Source organism: Enterobacter cloacae complex sp. P17RS (assembly GCF_014895885.1).
Taxonomy (GTDB): Bacteria; Pseudomonadota; Gammaproteobacteria; order Enterobacterales; family Enterobacteriaceae; genus Enterobacter; species Enterobacter bugandensis.
In genome coordinates this window covers 66,096-81,050 of the sequence record NZ_JADBQK010000020.1, presented here as the reverse complement: position 1 = coordinate 81,050, position 14,955 = coordinate 66,096, and the positions used below count along the sequence as shown (strand labels likewise).

The 14,955-nt window shown below is 56.4% G+C and carries 14 protein-coding genes and 1 tRNA gene; 11 read left to right on the top strand and 4 right to left on the bottom strand.

Features of this window, described 5'->3' with window-relative positions:
• Nucleotides 1-66 precede the first annotated feature (66 nt).
• A tRNA-Trp gene (locus IM265_RS15675) sits at nucleotides 67-142 on the top strand.
• 100 nt (nucleotides 143-242) lie between these two features.
• Here IM265_RS15675 and hdfR read toward each other — a convergent pair.
• Complete coding sequence (hdfR, locus tag IM265_RS15670; RefSeq protein WP_028014823.1) at nucleotides 243-1,064, bottom strand: HTH-type transcriptional regulator HdfR; 822 nt, start codon at nucleotides 1,062-1,064, stop codon at nucleotides 243-245.
• A 118-nt stretch (nucleotides 1,065-1,182) separates the two neighbouring features.
• On the opposite strand from hdfR, the gene IM265_RS15665 reads away from it, so the two are divergent.
• The gene (locus IM265_RS15665; protein WP_008501577.1) at nucleotides 1,183-1,521 is read left to right on the top strand and encodes a DUF413 domain-containing protein; all 339 of its coding nucleotides are present in this window, start codon (nucleotides 1,183-1,185) and stop codon (nucleotides 1,519-1,521) included.
• Nucleotides 1,522-1,546: 25 nt separating this feature from the next.
• On the opposite strand, the gene IM265_RS15660 is transcribed toward IM265_RS15665, so the two are convergent.
• Nucleotides 1,547-3,067, bottom strand: coding sequence for a YifB family Mg chelatase-like AAA ATPase (locus tag IM265_RS15660; RefSeq protein WP_048959813.1), 1,521 nt, complete (start codon nucleotides 3,065-3,067; stop codon nucleotides 1,547-1,549).
• A gap of 341 nt (nucleotides 3,068-3,408) precedes the next feature.
• Between IM265_RS15660 and ilvL the strand changes: the two genes are divergently transcribed.
• The 7 genes from ilvL to ilvA all read left to right on the top strand — a co-directional run bounded on the left by ilvL (nucleotide 3,409) and on the right by ilvA (nucleotide 9,959).
• Nucleotides 3,409-3,507 (top strand): ilv operon leader peptide, encoded by a 99-nt coding sequence (gene ilvL / locus IM265_RS15655; RefSeq protein ID WP_001311244.1) that lies wholly within the window; start codon nucleotides 3,409-3,411, stop codon nucleotides 3,505-3,507.
• Between the two features lie 86 nt (nucleotides 3,508-3,593).
• Complete coding sequence (gene ilvX, locus IM265_RS15650) at nucleotides 3,594-3,644, top strand: peptide IlvX (RefSeq protein WP_166792073.1); 51 nt, start codon at nucleotides 3,594-3,596, stop codon at nucleotides 3,642-3,644.
• Between the two features lie 2 nt (nucleotides 3,645-3,646).
• Entirely contained in the window at nucleotides 3,647-5,293 is a 1,647-nt protein-coding gene (gene ilvG / locus IM265_RS15645) for an acetolactate synthase 2 catalytic subunit (protein ID WP_193032092.1), read from the top strand.
• Nucleotides 5,290-5,553 (top strand): acetolactate synthase 2 small subunit, encoded by a 264-nt coding sequence (gene ilvM / locus IM265_RS15640; RefSeq protein WP_003860184.1) that lies wholly within the window; start codon nucleotides 5,290-5,292, stop codon nucleotides 5,551-5,553. The genes ilvG and ilvM overlap by 4 nt, the downstream gene beginning before the upstream one ends.
• A gap of 18 nt (nucleotides 5,554-5,571) precedes the next feature.
• A complete protein-coding gene (ilvE, locus tag IM265_RS15635; RefSeq protein ID WP_003860182.1) occupies nucleotides 5,572-6,501 on the top strand; it encodes a branched-chain-amino-acid transaminase in 930 nt (309 codons plus the stop codon).
• A gap of 60 nt (nucleotides 6,502-6,561) precedes the next feature.
• Nucleotides 6,562-8,412, top strand: coding sequence for a dihydroxy-acid dehydratase (gene ilvD, locus IM265_RS15630; protein ID WP_047366694.1), 1,851 nt, complete (start codon nucleotides 6,562-6,564; stop codon nucleotides 8,410-8,412).
• A gap of 2 nt (nucleotides 8,413-8,414) precedes the next feature.
• Nucleotides 8,415-9,959, top strand: a complete 1,545-nt coding sequence (gene ilvA / locus IM265_RS15625; protein WP_032660750.1) for a threonine ammonia-lyase, biosynthetic — start codon at nucleotides 8,415-8,417, stop codon at nucleotides 9,957-9,959.
• Here the strand turns inward: ilvA and ilvY are convergent.
• Nucleotides 9,956-10,846 carry an HTH-type transcriptional activator IlvY gene (gene ilvY / locus IM265_RS15620; protein ID WP_008501572.1) on the bottom strand — a complete coding sequence of 297 codons (891 nt, stop codon included), beginning with the start codon at nucleotides 10,844-10,846 and terminating at the stop codon, nucleotides 9,956-9,958. The genes ilvA and ilvY overlap by 4 nt on opposite strands.
• A gap of 152 nt (nucleotides 10,847-10,998) precedes the next feature.
• Here ilvY and ilvC point away from each other — a divergent pair, with 152 nt between their 5' ends.
• Complete coding sequence (gene ilvC / locus IM265_RS15615; protein ID WP_021242831.1) at nucleotides 10,999-12,474, top strand: ketol-acid reductoisomerase; 1,476 nt, start codon at nucleotides 10,999-11,001, stop codon at nucleotides 12,472-12,474.
• Between the two features lie 86 nt (nucleotides 12,475-12,560).
• Here the strand turns inward: ilvC and ppiC are convergent, their stop codons facing one another.
• The gene (gene ppiC / locus IM265_RS15610; RefSeq protein WP_004886861.1) at nucleotides 12,561-12,842 is read right to left on the bottom strand and encodes a peptidylprolyl isomerase PpiC; all 282 of its coding nucleotides are present in this window, start codon (nucleotides 12,840-12,842) and stop codon (nucleotides 12,561-12,563) included.
• Between the two features lie 85 nt (nucleotides 12,843-12,927).
• Here ppiC and rep point away from each other — a divergent pair, with 85 nt between their 5' ends.
• Nucleotides 12,928-14,952, top strand: coding sequence for a DNA helicase Rep (rep, locus tag IM265_RS15605; RefSeq protein WP_069733811.1), 2,025 nt, complete (start codon nucleotides 12,928-12,930; stop codon nucleotides 14,950-14,952).
• The last annotated feature ends 3 nt before the right edge of the window (nucleotides 14,953-14,955 follow it).

Genomic DNA, 14,955 nt, shown 5'->3' with positions numbered 1-14,955 from the left:
TCCGTTCCGCCACTTATTAAGACGTTAAGCCTGCCAGTAATGGCAGGCTTAATGGCAAAAAACTTTAGGGGCGTAGCTCAGTTGGTAGAGCACCGGTCTCCAAAACCGGGTGTCGCGAGTTCGAGTCTCTCCGCCCCTGCCATATAGAATCCTTTGCTTCGGCAAAGGATTTTTTTTTTGCCTGAAACCCGGTGAAATTTCAGCATTCTTAAATGCAGCCAGCGTCCCTGCTGGCCTCAGCATCAATCCATTACATTGATTTTTAATAGATCTTTTATTTGCGATTGCTTGTCGCTATTTTGCAACCAAATCGCATACAGCGGCCGCGAAAGGGTAGTGGAATCCACCACGGTATGCAGTCCAGGCTTGGTGTCTGCCCAACGGACTGGTAACCAGGTGCAACCCTTCAGCAAGGGGAGTTGCTGACAGGCAATCTCGGCAGAACTGGTTGTTAACTGTGGAACATCATCAGGTGCGATCAATCCCGTCTCATGTTGCTGAAAATCAGGTCCCCACTCCAGCCGCAAATAGGTCAGGTCTGCTTTCATCTTTGAGGGTTCAGAAGCATAAAGAGCCAGACCGAACTGTCCAACAATCTGGCTGCTAAATTCGTCCATCTTGGGGGCTTCTGTAGTGATAAGCAGATCCAATTGACGCTCATGAAGTTGCTTAACCAGCGACTGACGTTGCGCAATTCTGGCTTCAAATTGTAAATGGCCATGGGAGTGATATAGCCGGGTAAGCCACTGACTGAGCATGCATTCCCACAGAGATGCGCTGGCCCCTATCGAGAACTCGTTGTGCCTCGACGTATGCGCAACCTCTTTGCGCGCTGCCTGCCAGGTATTCATCAATGTCTCCGCATACGGAAGCAGTTTTTCACCGGCAGGCGTGAGGCGGATATTGTTGCGATGGCGGGTAAAAAGATTCACACCCAGTTGATTTTCCAGCTGTCGAATACGAAAACTGACTGCTGACTGCGTCAGGTAAAGGGCTTCAGCGGCTCGCCCGAAGTGACGCGTTCTGCTCACTTCAAGGAAAGTTTTTAGCAATTCCGTATCCACATCTTTCTCCGCAAAATAATTTGTCGTTATGATTTAAATGTTTTGTTTTACACTCTGTCAAGCGTAACTAATACTCCGCGCCATAAATAGCTCGGCCAAAGAATTAGGAGCGTGTAGGATGGCGGAAAGCTTTACGACGACTAATCGTTTTTTCGACAATAAACATTATCCGCGCGGGTTCTCTCGTCACGGCGATTTCACCATCAAAGAGGCGCAGCTGCTTGAGCGTCATGGTTATGCCTTTAACGAGCTGGATCTGGGTAAACGTGAGCCTGCAACTGAAGATGAAAAACAGTTTGTCTCAGTGTGCCGTGGTGAGCGTGAGCCGCAGTCTGAAGCAGAACGTGTATGGATCAAGTACATGGCTCGCATTAAGCGTCCAAAACGTTTCCATACGCTGTCTGGCGGTAAACCGCAGATGGAAGGTGCAGAAGACTACACCGAGTCTGACGACTAATAAAAAAGGGGCTACGGCCCCTTTTTTATGCCAGTAACTTTTGCAGATGCAAAAGCAAACGATCGATCGCCCGATAGCTCAGCGCTTCCTGCAAGTGTTTCCTCGCAATATCAGTACAGCCCTCCACGTCCGCAATGGTTCTGGCTACTTTTAACAAGCGCTGCCACGCACGTATGGAAAGCCCGAAGCGCGTCAACGTCTCCTCCAGCCAAGCCGCATCTTCAACGTTAAGAGAACAAAACTGTCGGATCCCTGCATTATCCAGTCGTGCATTCAGCCTGTTTTGACGGGCATACTGTCTCGCCTGTGCCGCGATAACCCGCTCGCGAACATGCGCGGAGCTTTCACCCAGTTTATCCGTCTGCCTGAGCAGGCCCGGCGGCGGAAGGGGGATTTCCAGTGATAAATCGAAACGGTCGAGAAACGGGCCAGACAGCTTTCCCAGATAGCGCAGCGTCTGCTCTGGCGTACAGCGGTTATGGTTGCCCTGATAATGCCCCGTCGGACTGGGGTTCATCGCCGCCACGAGCTGAAAACGGGCGGGATAGCTTATTTTGGCTCGCGTGCGTGAAATATGTATCTCACCGGATTCAATGGGCTCCCTCAGCGCATCCAGCACGCGGCGCTCAAACTCAGGCAGCTCATCGAGAAACAGAATGCCATTGTGTGCCAGTGAGATCTCACCCGGCCCCGGAATAGACCCACCGCCGACCATTGCCGTCAGTGACGCGCTATGATGCGGCGAACGAAAGGGACGTCGACGCCACTGTTTGTGCAACGACGTCGAACCGATCAGGCTATAGATGGCGGCGCTTTCCAGCGCTTCATGGTTATTAAGCGGCGGGAGCAACCCGCTTAGCCTGCTCGCCAGCATGGTTTTGCCCGTACCCGGCGGGCCAATTAGCAGGAGATTGTGCCCACCCGCTGCCGTAATCTCCAGCGCCCGTTTCCCTTGCTCCTGTCCCATGATCTCGCTGAGGTCTTCTGGCGCATCCGCTATAGCCTCGTCGCACTCTTCCGGCTCGGACAGTTCATGGCGGCCTTCCAGCCAGGCGCACACTTCCTGAAGATGCCCGGCGATGAGACATCCCTTTTCTGCAATAAGACTCACTTCTGATGCGTTTTCATTGGCCACAACGATTTGCCGCCCTGCACGTATGGCTTCCAGCGCTCCCGATATCGCACCGGGAACGCCTCTCAGTGCGCCTGTGAGCGCGAGTTCACCCACGAACTCATACGAGCCTAGCCTGGTCGTATTAAGCTGCTCAGAAGCCGCGAGAAGCGCAATTGCGATAGGTAAATCGTATCGCCCACCCTCTTTGGGCAGGTCGGCGGGAGCAAGGTTGATGGTGATCTTCTTTGCGGGGAAGGTATAACCGCTGTTTATTATTGCGCTACGAACGCGGTCCCTGGCCTCTTTAACCGTGGTTTCAGGTAACCCGACAAGCGTGAGTCCGGGCAACCCATTACTCAAATGAACCTCTACGGAAATAAGCGGAGCCTTTACCCCGAGAGCCGCTCGCGTATAAACAACTGACAGTGACATTTGTACTACCTCCTGGTCTGACTATGCCAGTGCCTGTTTTCTCTGTTTAGCCTCTTTTTACGTATTTACGCCGCCTGTTCAGAGATTTTCAGAGAGCATTGAAACCATTGCATCACCGTGGAAGCACACTCGCAAAATGTAAAAAGGCGCGCTTTAACGGTTAGATCTGCAATAAAAAAATGAAAAATATTCACTTCCAAATTTCCTCATATAAAACAATGCGTTCATAAAATTTGATTCGCTTGCTAACCAAATCCTTCATAAATAAATCTTGTGTTTGATTTAAAAACTGTGATAACTCTTTAGGTATTCCTTCGAACAAGATGCAAAAAGAACTGAAAATGACAGCCCTTCTACGAGTGATTAGCCTGGTCGTGATTAGCGTGGTGGTGATTATTATCCCACCGTGCGGGGCTGCACTTGGACGAGGAAAGGCTTAGAAATCAAGCCTTAACGAACTAAGACCCCCGCACCGAAAGGTCCGGGGGTTTTTTTATGACTAAAAAACTTAAATGAGGAGCAGAGAATGACGACTAGCACAAAATTCTGTTTCTCCAGATTTATGACGGGGAACTAACTATGAATGGGGCACAATGGGTAGTACATGCGTTGCGCGCGCAGGGAGTCGAAACCGTATTCGGTTATCCGGGTGGCGCAATTATGCCGATTTACGATGCACTGTATGACGGCGGCGTGGAACACCTCTTGTGCCGACACGAGCAGGGCGCAGCGATGGCAGCCATTGGTTATGCCCGCGCGACCGGTAAAACCGGTGTGTGCATGGCGACCTCAGGTCCGGGCGCAACGAACCTGATCACCGGCCTGGCTGACGCGCTGCTCGATTCCGTTCCTGTCGTGGCGATTACCGGTCAGGTGGCCTCTCCGTTCATCGGTACCGATGCCTTCCAGGAAGTAGACGTCCTCGGCTTATCGCTGGCCTGCACCAAGCACAGCTTCCTCGTTCAGTCCCTTGAAGAGCTGCCGCGCGTGATGGCCGAAGCGTTCGAGGTTGCCAGTTCTGGCCGTCCTGGCCCGGTTCTGGTGGATATCCCGAAAGATATCCAGGTTGCACTTGGCGATCTGGAGCCGCATTTCTCCACCGTGAAAAGCGACGATGCGTTTCCGCATGCAGAGGTTGAAGAGGCGCGTCAGATGATGGCGCAGGCGAAGCAGCCGATGCTGTACGTCGGCGGCGGGGTGGGTATGGCGCAGGCTGTTCCGGCGCTTCGCGCGTTCCTTGCAACCACGCAAATGCCCGCCACCTGCACCCTGAAAGGTCTGGGTGCGGTAGACGCGGACTACCCGTACTACCTCGGCATGCTGGGAATGCACGGCACTAAAGCGGCAAACCTGGCGGTGCAGGAGTGCGACTTGCTTATCGTCGCAGGCGCCCGTTTCGATGACCGCGTCACCGGCAAGCTGAATACCTTCGCGCCGAATGCCAAAGTGATCCATATGGATATCGACCCGGCGGAGATGAACAAACTGCGTCAGGCGCACGTGGCGTTGCAGGGCGATCTTAACGCGCTGTTACCGGCGCTGGAGCAGCCGCTGGATATCAACGCATGGCGTCAGCACACCGCAGACATGCGCGCTGAGCATGCCTGGCGTTACGATCACCCAGGCGATGCCATCTATGCGCCGCTGCTGTTGAAGCAGTTGTCCGACCGTAAACCCGCCGACAGCGTGGTGACGACCGATGTGGGCCAGCATCAGATGTGGTCAGCCCAGCATATGGCCTACACCCGCCCGGAGAACTTCATCACCTCCAGCGGCTTAGGCACGATGGGCTTTGGCCTGCCGGCAGCCGTTGGCGCACAGGTGGCCCGCCCGAACGATACCGTGATCTGTATCTCCGGTGACGGCTCCTTCATGATGAACGTTCAGGAGCTCGGCACCGTGAAGCGCAAGCAGTTACCGCTGAAGATCGTGTTGCTCGATAACCAGCGTTTAGGGATGGTTCGCCAGTGGCAGCAGCTGTTCTTCCAGGAGCGTTACAGCGAGACAACCCTGACCGATAACCCCGATTTCCTCACCCTGGCCAGCGCCTTCGGCATTCCTGGCCAGCACATCACCCGTAAAGACCAGGTTGAAGCGGCACTCGACACCATGCTGTCAAGCGAAGGGCCATACCTGCTTCATGTCTCAATCGACGAGCTTGAGAACGTCTGGCCGTTGGTACCGCCCGGTGCCAGTAACTCACAAATGCTGGAGAAATTATCATGATGCAACATCAGGTCGCCGTGCAGGCTCGCTTCAACCCGGAAACGTTAGAACGCGTTTTGCGTGTGGTCCGCCACCGTGGTTTTCAGATTTGCTCTATGAATATGGAAACGGCCACCGACGCCCAGAACATCAGTATCGAATTAACCGTTGCCAGTCCGCGGCCGGTCGACTTACTGTTTAGTCAGTTATCAAAGCTGGTAGACGTTGCCCATGTTGCCATCTGCCAGAGCACAACCACATCACAACAAATCCGCGCTTGAGCGTGACAGGACGAAAAAATGACGACAAAAAAAGCTGATTACATTTGGTTCAATGGTGAGATGGTTCGCTGGGAAGACGCGAAAGTTCACGTGATGTCCCACGCGCTGCACTACGGTACCTCCGTGTTTGAAGGCATCCGTTGCTACGATTCTCACAAAGGGCCAGTGGTGTTCCGCCATCGCGAACACATGCAGCGTCTGCATGACTCAGCCAAAATTTATCGTTTCCCGGTCTCTCAAAGCGTTGATGAGCTGATGGAAGCCTGCCGCGAAGTGATTCGCCAGAACAAACTGACCAGCGCCTATATTCGCCCGCTGGTCTTCGTGGGTGACGTGGGCATGGGCGTGAACCCGCCGGCCGGTTACAACACCGATGTGATCATTGCTGCGTTCCCGTGGGGCGCCTACCTGGGCGCAGAAGCACTGGATCAGGGGATCGACGCAATGGTTTCTTCCTGGAACCGCGTGGCGCCAAACACCATCCCGACTGCCGCAAAAGCGGGCGGTAACTACCTCTCCTCACTGCTGGTCGGCAGCGAAGCGCGCCGCCACGGCTATCAGGAAGGCATCGCCCTCGACGTGAACGGCTACATCTCAGAAGGCGCGGGCGAAAACCTGTTTGAAGTAAAAGACGGCATTCTGTTTACCCCGCCGTTCACCTCTTCCGCGCTGCCGGGCATCACCCGCGACGCGATCATCAAGCTGGCGAAAGACCTTGGTATCGAAGTGCGCGAGCAGGTGCTGTCCCGCGAATCCCTCTACCTGGCAGACGAAGTGTTCATGTCCGGTACCGCGGCTGAAATCACGCCGGTTCGCAGTGTAGACGGTATCCAGGTGGGCGAAGGCCGCTGTGGCCCGGTCACCAAGCGCATTCAGCAAGCGTTCTTTGGCCTCTTCACCGGCGAAACAGAAGATAAATACGGCTGGTTGGATCAGGTTAATCACTAAGTATAAATGTGGGACGGCACGCACCGTCCCATTAAATAGTCAGACGGGAGTCAATAAAGCATGCCTAAGTATCGTTCAGCCACCACCACCCACGGCCGTAACATGGCGGGTGCCCGCGCACTGTGGCGCGCCACCGGAATGACCGACGCCGATTTCGGCAAGCCGATTATCGCCGTGGTGAACTCCTTCACCCAGTTTGTACCGGGCCACGTGCATCTACGCGATCTCGGTAAGCTGGTTGCCGAGCAAATCGAAGCCTCCGGCGGCGTGGCGAAAGAGTTCAACACCATTGCGGTGGATGACGGTATCGCAATGGGCCACGGGGGAATGCTCTATTCACTGCCGTCGCGCGAGCTGATCGCCGACTCGGTGGAATATATGGTCAACGCCCACTGCGCCGATGCGATGGTCTGTATCTCCAACTGCGACAAAATCACCCCGGGGATGCTGATGGCCTCCCTGCGCCTGAACATTCCGGTGATCTTCGTCTCCGGCGGTCCGATGGAGGCGGGTAAAACCAAGCTCTCCGACAAAATTATCAAGCTCGACCTGGTCGATGCGATGATCCAGGGTGCAGACCCGAAAGTCTCTGACGAACAGAGCGATCAGGTGGAACGCTCCGCGTGCCCGACCTGCGGCTCCTGTTCCGGCATGTTCACGGCCAACTCCATGAACTGCCTGACCGAAGCGCTGGGCCTTTCCCAGCCGGGCAACGGCTCGCTGCTGGCGACCCACGCCGACCGTAAGCAGCTGTTCCTCAACGCCGGTAAACGTATCGTTGAGCTGACCAAACGCTACTACGAGCAGGACGATGCCAGCGCGCTGCCGCGCAATATCGCCAGTAAAGCGGCGTTCGAAAACGCCATGACGCTGGATATCGCCATGGGCGGCTCCACTAACACCGTTCTGCACCTGCTGGCCGCCGCGCAGGAAGCCGAAATCGACTTCACCATGAGTGACATCGACAAGCTCTCCCGCAAAGTGCCGCAGCTGTGTAAAGTCGCGCCGAGTACCCAGAAGTACCACATGGAAGATGTGCACCGCGCGGGTGGCGTCATCGGTATCCTGGGCGAGCTGGATCGCGCCGGGCTGCTGAACCGCGACGTGAAAAACGTCCTCGGCCTGACGCTGCCGGAATCGCTGGACCAGTACGACGTGATGCTGACCAAAGACGACGCGGTGAAAAAGATGTTCCGCGCCGGTCCGGCCGGTATTCGCACCACCCAGGCGTTCTCGCAGGATTGCCGCTGGGACACGCTGGATGACGACCGTGCTGAAGGCTGCATCCGCTCGCTGGAGCACGCCTACAGCAAAGACGGCGGTCTGGCGGTGCTGTACGGTAACTTTGCGGAAAACGGCTGCATCGTGAAAACCGCAGGCGTGGATGACAGTATCCTGAAATTCACCGGTCCGGCGAAAGTGTACGAAAGCCAGGACGAGGCGGTAGATGCCATCCTCGGCGGCAAAGTGGTGGAAGGCGACGTGGTTGTCATTCGCTACGAAGGGCCGAAAGGCGGCCCGGGCATGCAGGAGATGCTCTACCCGACCACCTTCCTGAAATCGATGGGCCTCGGTAAAGCCTGTGCGCTGATCACCGACGGTCGTTTCTCCGGCGGCACGTCTGGTCTCTCCATCGGCCACGTCTCCCCGGAAGCGGCAAGCGGCGGCAACATCGCGATCATCGAAGATGGCGATCTGATTGAAATCGACATTCCGAATCGCGGCATTCAGCTCAAGCTGAGCGACCAGGAGATTGCGGCCCGTCGTGAAGCGCAGGAAGCCCGCGGTGACAAAGCCTGGACGCCGAAAGATCGCCAGCGCGAAGTCTCCTTCGCCCTGCGCGCCTATGCGAGCCTTGCAACCAGTGCAGATAAAGGCGCGGTGCGCGATAAATCTAAACTTGGGGGCTAATGATGGCCGAGTCACAACCCTTATCCGCCGCCCCTGAGGGGGCGGAATACCTAAGAGCGGTGCTACGCGCGCCGGTCTATGAAGCCGTGCAGGTCACGCCCCTGCAAAAAATGGAAAAACTCTCCTCGCGCCTCGACAACGTCATTCTGGTGAAGCGTGAAGACCGCCAGCCGGTGCACAGCTTCAAGCTGCGCGGTGCTTACGCGATGATGGCCGGGCTGACGGATGAGCAGAAAGCGCGCGGCGTCATTACCGCGTCGGCGGGCAACCACGCCCAGGGCGTTGCCTTCTCCTCGGCCCGTCTGGGGCTGAAGGCGCTGATCGTGATGCCGGTCGCTACCGCAGACATCAAAGTCGACGCGGTGCGCGGTTTTGGCGGAGAAGTGCTGCTCCACGGCGCGAACTTTGACGAAGCCAAAGCCAAAGCGATTGAGCTGGCGCAGCAGCAGGGCTTCACCTGGGTGCCGCCGTTCGACCATCCGATGGTGATTGCCGGGCAGGGCACGCTGGCGCTTGAGCTGTTGCAGCAGGATGCCCATCTCGACCGCGTCTTCGTCCCGGTGGGCGGTGGTGGTTTAGCCGCAGGCGTGGCGGTGCTGATCAAACAGCTGATGCCGCAGATCAAAGTCATCGCCGTTGAGGCGGAAGACTCTGCCTGCCTGAAGGCGGCGCTGGACGCCGGTCATCCGGTAGACCTGCCGCGCGTTGGGCTGTTTGCCGAGGGCGTGGCGGTGAAGCGCATTGGCGATGAAACCTTCCGTCTGTGTCAGGAGTATCTGGACGATATCGTCACCGTCGACAGCGACGCTATCTGCGCGGCAATGAAAGATCTGTTCGAAGATGTACGTGCGGTGGCTGAGCCGTCCGGCGCGCTGGCGCTGGCGGGAATGAAAAAATACATCGCCCAGCACAACATTCGCGGCGAACGTCTGGCGCACGTGCTCTCTGGTGCGAACGTGAACTTCCACGGTCTGCGCTACGTTTCCGAGCGCTGCGAGCTGGGCGAACAGCGTGAAGCGCTGCTGGCGGTGACCATTCCGGAAGAGAAGGGCAGCTTCCTCAAGTTCTGCCAGCTGCTGGGGGGACGTTCGGTAACGGAGTTCAACTACCGCTTTGCCGATGCGAAAGATGCCTGCATTTTTGTCGGCGTGCGTCTGAGCCGGGGCGTGGAAGAACGTAAAGAGATCCTCAGCCTGCTGCACGATGGCGGCTACAGCGTGGTCGATCTGTCCGACGATGAAATGGCTAAGCTGCATGTGCGTTACATGGTTGGCGGTCGTCCCTCAAAGCCGCTCCAGGAACGCCTGTTCAGCTTCGAGTTCCCGGAATCACCGGGCGCCCTGCTCAAGTTCCTGCACACGCTGGGCACGCACTGGAACATCTCCCTGTTCCACTACCGCAGCCACGGCACCGACTACGGGCGCGTGCTGGCGGCGTTCGAACTGGGCGAGCACGAGCCGGATTTCGAAACGCGTCTGAACGAGCTGGGCTATGAGTGCCACGACGAAACCCATAACCCGGCGTTCAGGTTCTTTCTGGCTGGCTAGTGGTTCGGCAATATCGTCCAGAACGCATCAATAAGCGGCTCATGCAGCCGCTTTTTTTGTGCGCACACGCCTAGCTCAAACGGCGTCTTCTCGTCGCTGCGCTCCAGAATCATCACGCGATTACGCACCGGTTCCGGGCTGTTTTCCAGCACCACTTCCGGCAGCAGCGCCACGCCGCAGCCGAGCGCCACCATCGACACCATCGCCTCATGACCGCTAACGGTGGCGTAAATCGACGGATTGCTGATTTTCTGACGGCGGAACCACAGCTCGATGCGGCGGCGCACCGGCCCCTGATCGGCCATGATAAACGGTACCGTGGACCAGTCCGGTTTTTCTACCGATACCTGATTACGCACCGGGCAGGGCAGGGCCGGGGCAATCAGCACCACCGCCAGATTCTCCAGCATCGAGAACGCCACCGCGCCCGGCAGGGTTTCGGGTTTTCCGGCGATGGCGAGATCCGCTTCGCCGGTCACCACTTTTTCCATTGCGTCGGCGGCGTCGCCGGTGGTGAGCTTAATTTCAACCGACGGATGCGCTGCGCGGAAGCGGTCGAGAATGGGGGGCAGATGGCTGTAGGCGGCGGTCACGGAGCAGAAAATATGCAGCTCACCGGAGAGTGATGGCCCCTGCTGATCAATAGAGTGCCGCAGCTGCTGGTACTGTAACAGCGTCTGCTGGGCAAAAATGCGCAACTCTTCGCCCGCTTCCGTGAGGGTAACGGTACGGTTATCGCGCACGAAAAGCGGCTGGCCGAGGTCTTCCTCAAGGCGCTGGATCTGGCGCGAAAGCGTGGACGGGCTGACGTGCATCGCCCGGGCGCTGCGGCCAAAGTGACGGCTTTCCGCCAGGTGCAGGAACATTTTTAGATCGCGTAAATCCACCGATTCCACTCCCTCTTTTTACATTGCAAAAATTGCAATGTGACGTTGTGAATATATCAATTTCCGCAATAAATTTCCTGTTGTAATGTGGGTACATTCTCGCTGAAACGCGAACCGAACAATAAGACACACAACATCACGAGGTATCACCCATGGCTAACTACTTTAATACACTGAACTTGCGCCAGCAGTTGGCGCAGCTGGGCAAATGCCGCTTCATGGCGCGCGATGAATTTGCCGATGGCGCGAGCTACCTTCAGGGTAAAAAAGTGGTCATCGTCGGCTGTGGCGCACAGGGTCTGAACCAGGGCCTGAACATGCGTGACTCCGGTCTGGATATCTCTTACGCCCTGCGTAAAGAAGCGATTGCCGAGAAGCGCGCTTCATGGCGTAAAGCGACTGAAAACGGCTTCAAAGTGGGTACCTATGAAGAGCTGATCCCGCAGGCGGACCTGGTCGTTAACCTGACGCCGGACAAGCAGCACTCTGACGTGGTGCGTTCCGTACAGCCGCTGATGAAAGACGGCGCCGCGCTGGGTTACTCCCACGGCTTCAATATCGTTGAAGTGGGCGAGCAGATCCGTAAAGACATCACCGTAGTGATGGTGGCGCCGAAGTGCCCGGGTACCGAAGTGCGTGAAGAGTACAAGCGTGGCTTCGGCGTGCCGACGCTTATCGCAGTTCACCCGGAAAACGATCCGAAAGGCGAAGGCATGGCGATTGCCAAAGCCTGGGCTGCGGCGACCGGCGGTCACCGCGCTGGCGTGCTGGAATCTTCCTTCGTTGCGGAAGTGAAATCTGACCTGATGGGCGAGCAGACCATTCTGTGTGGCATGCTGCAGGCGGGTTCTCTGCTTTGCTTCGACAAGCTGGTGGAAGAAGGTACCGACCCGGCATACGCAGAAAAACTGATTCAGTTCGGCTGGGAAACCATCACCGAAGCGCTGAAGCAGGGCGGTATTACGCTCATGATGGACCGTCTGTCCAACCCGGCAAAACTGCGTGCTTACGCTTTGTCTGAACAGCTGAAAACCATTATGGCGCCGCTGTTCCAGAAACATATGGACGACATCATCTCCGGCGAATTCTCTTCCGGCATGATGGCGGACTGGGCCAACGACGACAAGAAACTGCTGACCTGGCGTGAAGAGACCGGTAAAACCGCGTTCGAAACTGCGCCGCAGTATGAAGGTAAAATCGGCGAGCAGGAGTACTTCGATAAAGGCGTACTGATGATTGCGATGGTGAAAGCAGGCGTTGAGCTGGCGTTCGAAACCATGGTGGATTCCGGCATCATCGAAGAGTCTGCGTACTACGAATCTCTGCACGAGCTGCCGCTGATCGCGAACACCATCGCCCGTAAGCGTCTGTACGAAATGAACGTGGTTATCTCTGATACCGCAGAATACGGTAACTATCTGTTCTCTTACGCCTGCGTACCGCTGCTGAAAGAGTTCATGACCACCCTGCAGACGGGCGATCTGGGCAAAGCGATTGCGGAAGGTGCGGTAGACAACGCGCAGCTGCGCGACGTAAACGAAGCGATTCGCAGCCACCAGATCGAGAAAGTGGGCCACAAACTGCGTGGCTACATGACCGATATGAAACGTATTGCTGTAGCAGGTTAACAACCTTGTCGGGTGGCGCTTCGCTTACCCGACCTACAAAAACGTAAGATGTAGGCCGGGTAAGGTGCAGCCGCCACCCGGTTTTTTTATTTGCGATACAGCACTTTAATAATGTGATAACCGAACTGAGTATGCAGCGGACCGGTTGGCTCCAGCACCGGGCAGGAGAAGACCACTTTATCGAACGCCGGAACCATTTGACCCTGACGGAATTCGCCTAAATCGCCGCCACGCTTGCCTGACGGGCAAATAGAGTGCTTCTTCGCCAGCTTGCCGAAGTCGGCGCCGTTTTTGATCTGCTCCAGAAGATCCAGAGCCAGTTTCTCTTCTTTAACAAGAATATGCAGTGCTGCTGCTGTTTTTGCCATGATCGTGCCTTGAGTGGTATGGATTAGGCTCGCTATACTACCACGCTGTTATTCTCCCCTCCTGACTTTCATTGAGCGATCATTTATGCGTTTAAATCCCGGACAACAACAAGCCGTCGAATTTGTAACCGGACCGTGTCTGGTGCTGGCGGGCGCAGGATCCGGTAAAACGCGCGTCATCACCAATAAGATTGCGCACCTGATCCGCGGCTGCGGCTATCAGGCCCGCCACATTGCGGCAGTTACCTTTACCAACAAAGCGGCGCGCGAGATGAAAGAGCGTGTTGGCCAGACGCTGGGGCGCAAAGAGGCGCGCGGGCTGATGATCTCTACCTTCCACACGCTGGGGCTGGATATCATTAAACGTGAATACGCCGCGCTGGGGATGAAATCCAACTTTTCGCTGTTCGATGATACCGACCAGGTGGCGTTGCTCAAAGAGCTCACCGAGGGGCTGATCGAGGATGATAAGGTGCTGTTGCAGCAGCTGATCTCAACGATCTCGAACTGGAAAAACGATCTGATGACACCGGCCCAGGCTGCGGCGATCGCCAAAGGCGAACGGGATCGGATCTTCGCCCACTGCTATGGTCTGTACGACGCGCACATGAAAGCGTGCAACGTGCTGGACTTCGACGATCTGATCCTCTTACCGACGCTGCTTTTACAGCGAAATGAAGAGGTGCGCGAGCGCTGGCAGAATAAAATCCGCTACCTGCTGGTGGATGAATATCAGGACACCAACACCAGCCAGTACGAGCTGGTGAAGCTGCTGGTGGGGCATCGCGCGCGCTTCACCGTGGTTGGCGATGATGACCAGTCAATTTACTCCTGGCGCGGCGCCCGCCCGCAAAACCTGGTGCTTCTGAGCAAAGATTTCCCCGCGCTGCAGGTGATTAAGCTGGAGCAGAACTACCGTTCCTCCGGGCGCATCCTGAAGGCGGCAAACATCCTGATTGCCAATAACCCGCACGTTTTTGAAAAGCGTCTCTTCTCCGAACTTGGCTACGGTACGGAGCTGAAGGTGCTCAGCGCCAATAATGAAGAGCATGAGGCGGAGCGCGTGACGGGCGAACTGATCGCCCACCACTTCGTCAATAAAACCGAATACAAGGATTACGCGATCCTCTATCGCGGCAATCACCAGTCGCGCGTCTTTGAAAAGATGCTGATGCAGAACCGCATTCCGTACAAAATTTCCGGCGGCACTTCGTTCTTCTCGCGGCCAGAAATTAAAGATCTGCTGGCCTATCTGCGCGTGCTCACGAACCCGGATGACGACAGCGCGTTTCTGCGCATCGTGAATACACCAAAGCGCGAGATTGGTCCGGCGACGCTGCAAAAGCTGGGCGAATGGGCGATGACCCGCAATAAGAGCCTGTTTACCGCCAGCTTTGATATGGGGCTGAGCCAGACGCTGACGGGGCGCGGGTATGATAATTTAACCCGCTTCACTCACTGGCTGGGTGAAGTGCAGCGCCTGGCTGAGCGCGAGCCCGTGGCGGCGGTACGCGATCTGATCCACGGCATTGACTACGAATCCTGGCTGTACGAAACCTCTGCCAGCCCGAAAGCGGCAGAAATGCGTATGAAAAACGTTAACCAGCTTTTTAGCTGGATGACCGAAATGCTGGAAGGCTCTGAGATAGATGAGCCGATGACGTTAACGCAGGTGGTCACCCGCTTTACCCTGCGCGACATGATGGAGCGCGGCGAGAGCGAAGAAGAGGCCGACCAGGTTCAGCTGATGACGTTGCATGCGTCAAAAGGGCTGGAGTTCCCGTATGTGTATCTGGTCGGTATGGAAGAAGGTTTATTGCCGCACCAGAGCAGCATTGATGAAGATAATGTCGACGAGGAGCGCCGTCTGGCCTACGTGGGGATCACCCGCGCGCAAAAGGAGCTGACGTTCACGCTCTGTAAAGAGCGCCGTCAGTACGGTGAACTCGTGCGTCCGGAACCCAGCCGTTTCCTGCTGGAACTACCGCAGGACGATCTGATCTGGGAACAGGAGCGCAAAGTGATTACCGCGGAAGAGCGGATGCACAAAGGACAGGCTAACGTGGCGAACATTCGCGCCATGCTGGCAAAAGCCAAAGAGAAGGGATAATGA

Coding starts and splice junctions, on each gene's coding strand:
- ilvA (WP_032660750.1), top strand. CDS start 8,415: ATGGCCGAGTCACAACCCTTATCCGCCGCCCCTGAGGGGGCGGAATAC.
- ilvG (WP_193032092.1), top strand. CDS start 3,647: ATGAATGGGGCACAATGGGTAGTACATGCGTTGCGCGCGCAGGGAGTC.
- ppiC (WP_004886861.1), bottom strand. CDS start 12,842: ATGGCAAAAACAGCAGCAGCACTGCATATTCTTGTTAAAGAAGAGAAA.
- ilvC (WP_021242831.1), top strand. CDS start 10,999: ATGGCTAACTACTTTAATACACTGAACTTGCGCCAGCAGTTGGCGCAG.
- IM265_RS15665 (WP_008501577.1), top strand. CDS start 1,183: ATGGCGGAAAGCTTTACGACGACTAATCGTTTTTTCGACAATAAACAT.
- IM265_RS15660 (WP_048959813.1), bottom strand. CDS start 3,067: ATGTCACTGTCAGTTGTTTATACGCGAGCGGCTCTCGGGGTAAAGGCT.
- rep (WP_069733811.1), top strand. CDS start 12,928: ATGCGTTTAAATCCCGGACAACAACAAGCCGTCGAATTTGTAACCGGA.
- ilvL (WP_001311244.1), top strand. CDS start 3,409: ATGACAGCCCTTCTACGAGTGATTAGCCTGGTCGTGATTAGCGTGGTG.
- ilvE (WP_003860182.1), top strand. CDS start 5,572: ATGACGACAAAAAAAGCTGATTACATTTGGTTCAATGGTGAGATGGTT.
- ilvD (WP_047366694.1), top strand. CDS start 6,562: ATGCCTAAGTATCGTTCAGCCACCACCACCCACGGCCGTAACATGGCG.
- ilvM (WP_003860184.1), top strand. CDS start 5,290: ATGATGCAACATCAGGTCGCCGTGCAGGCTCGCTTCAACCCGGAAACG.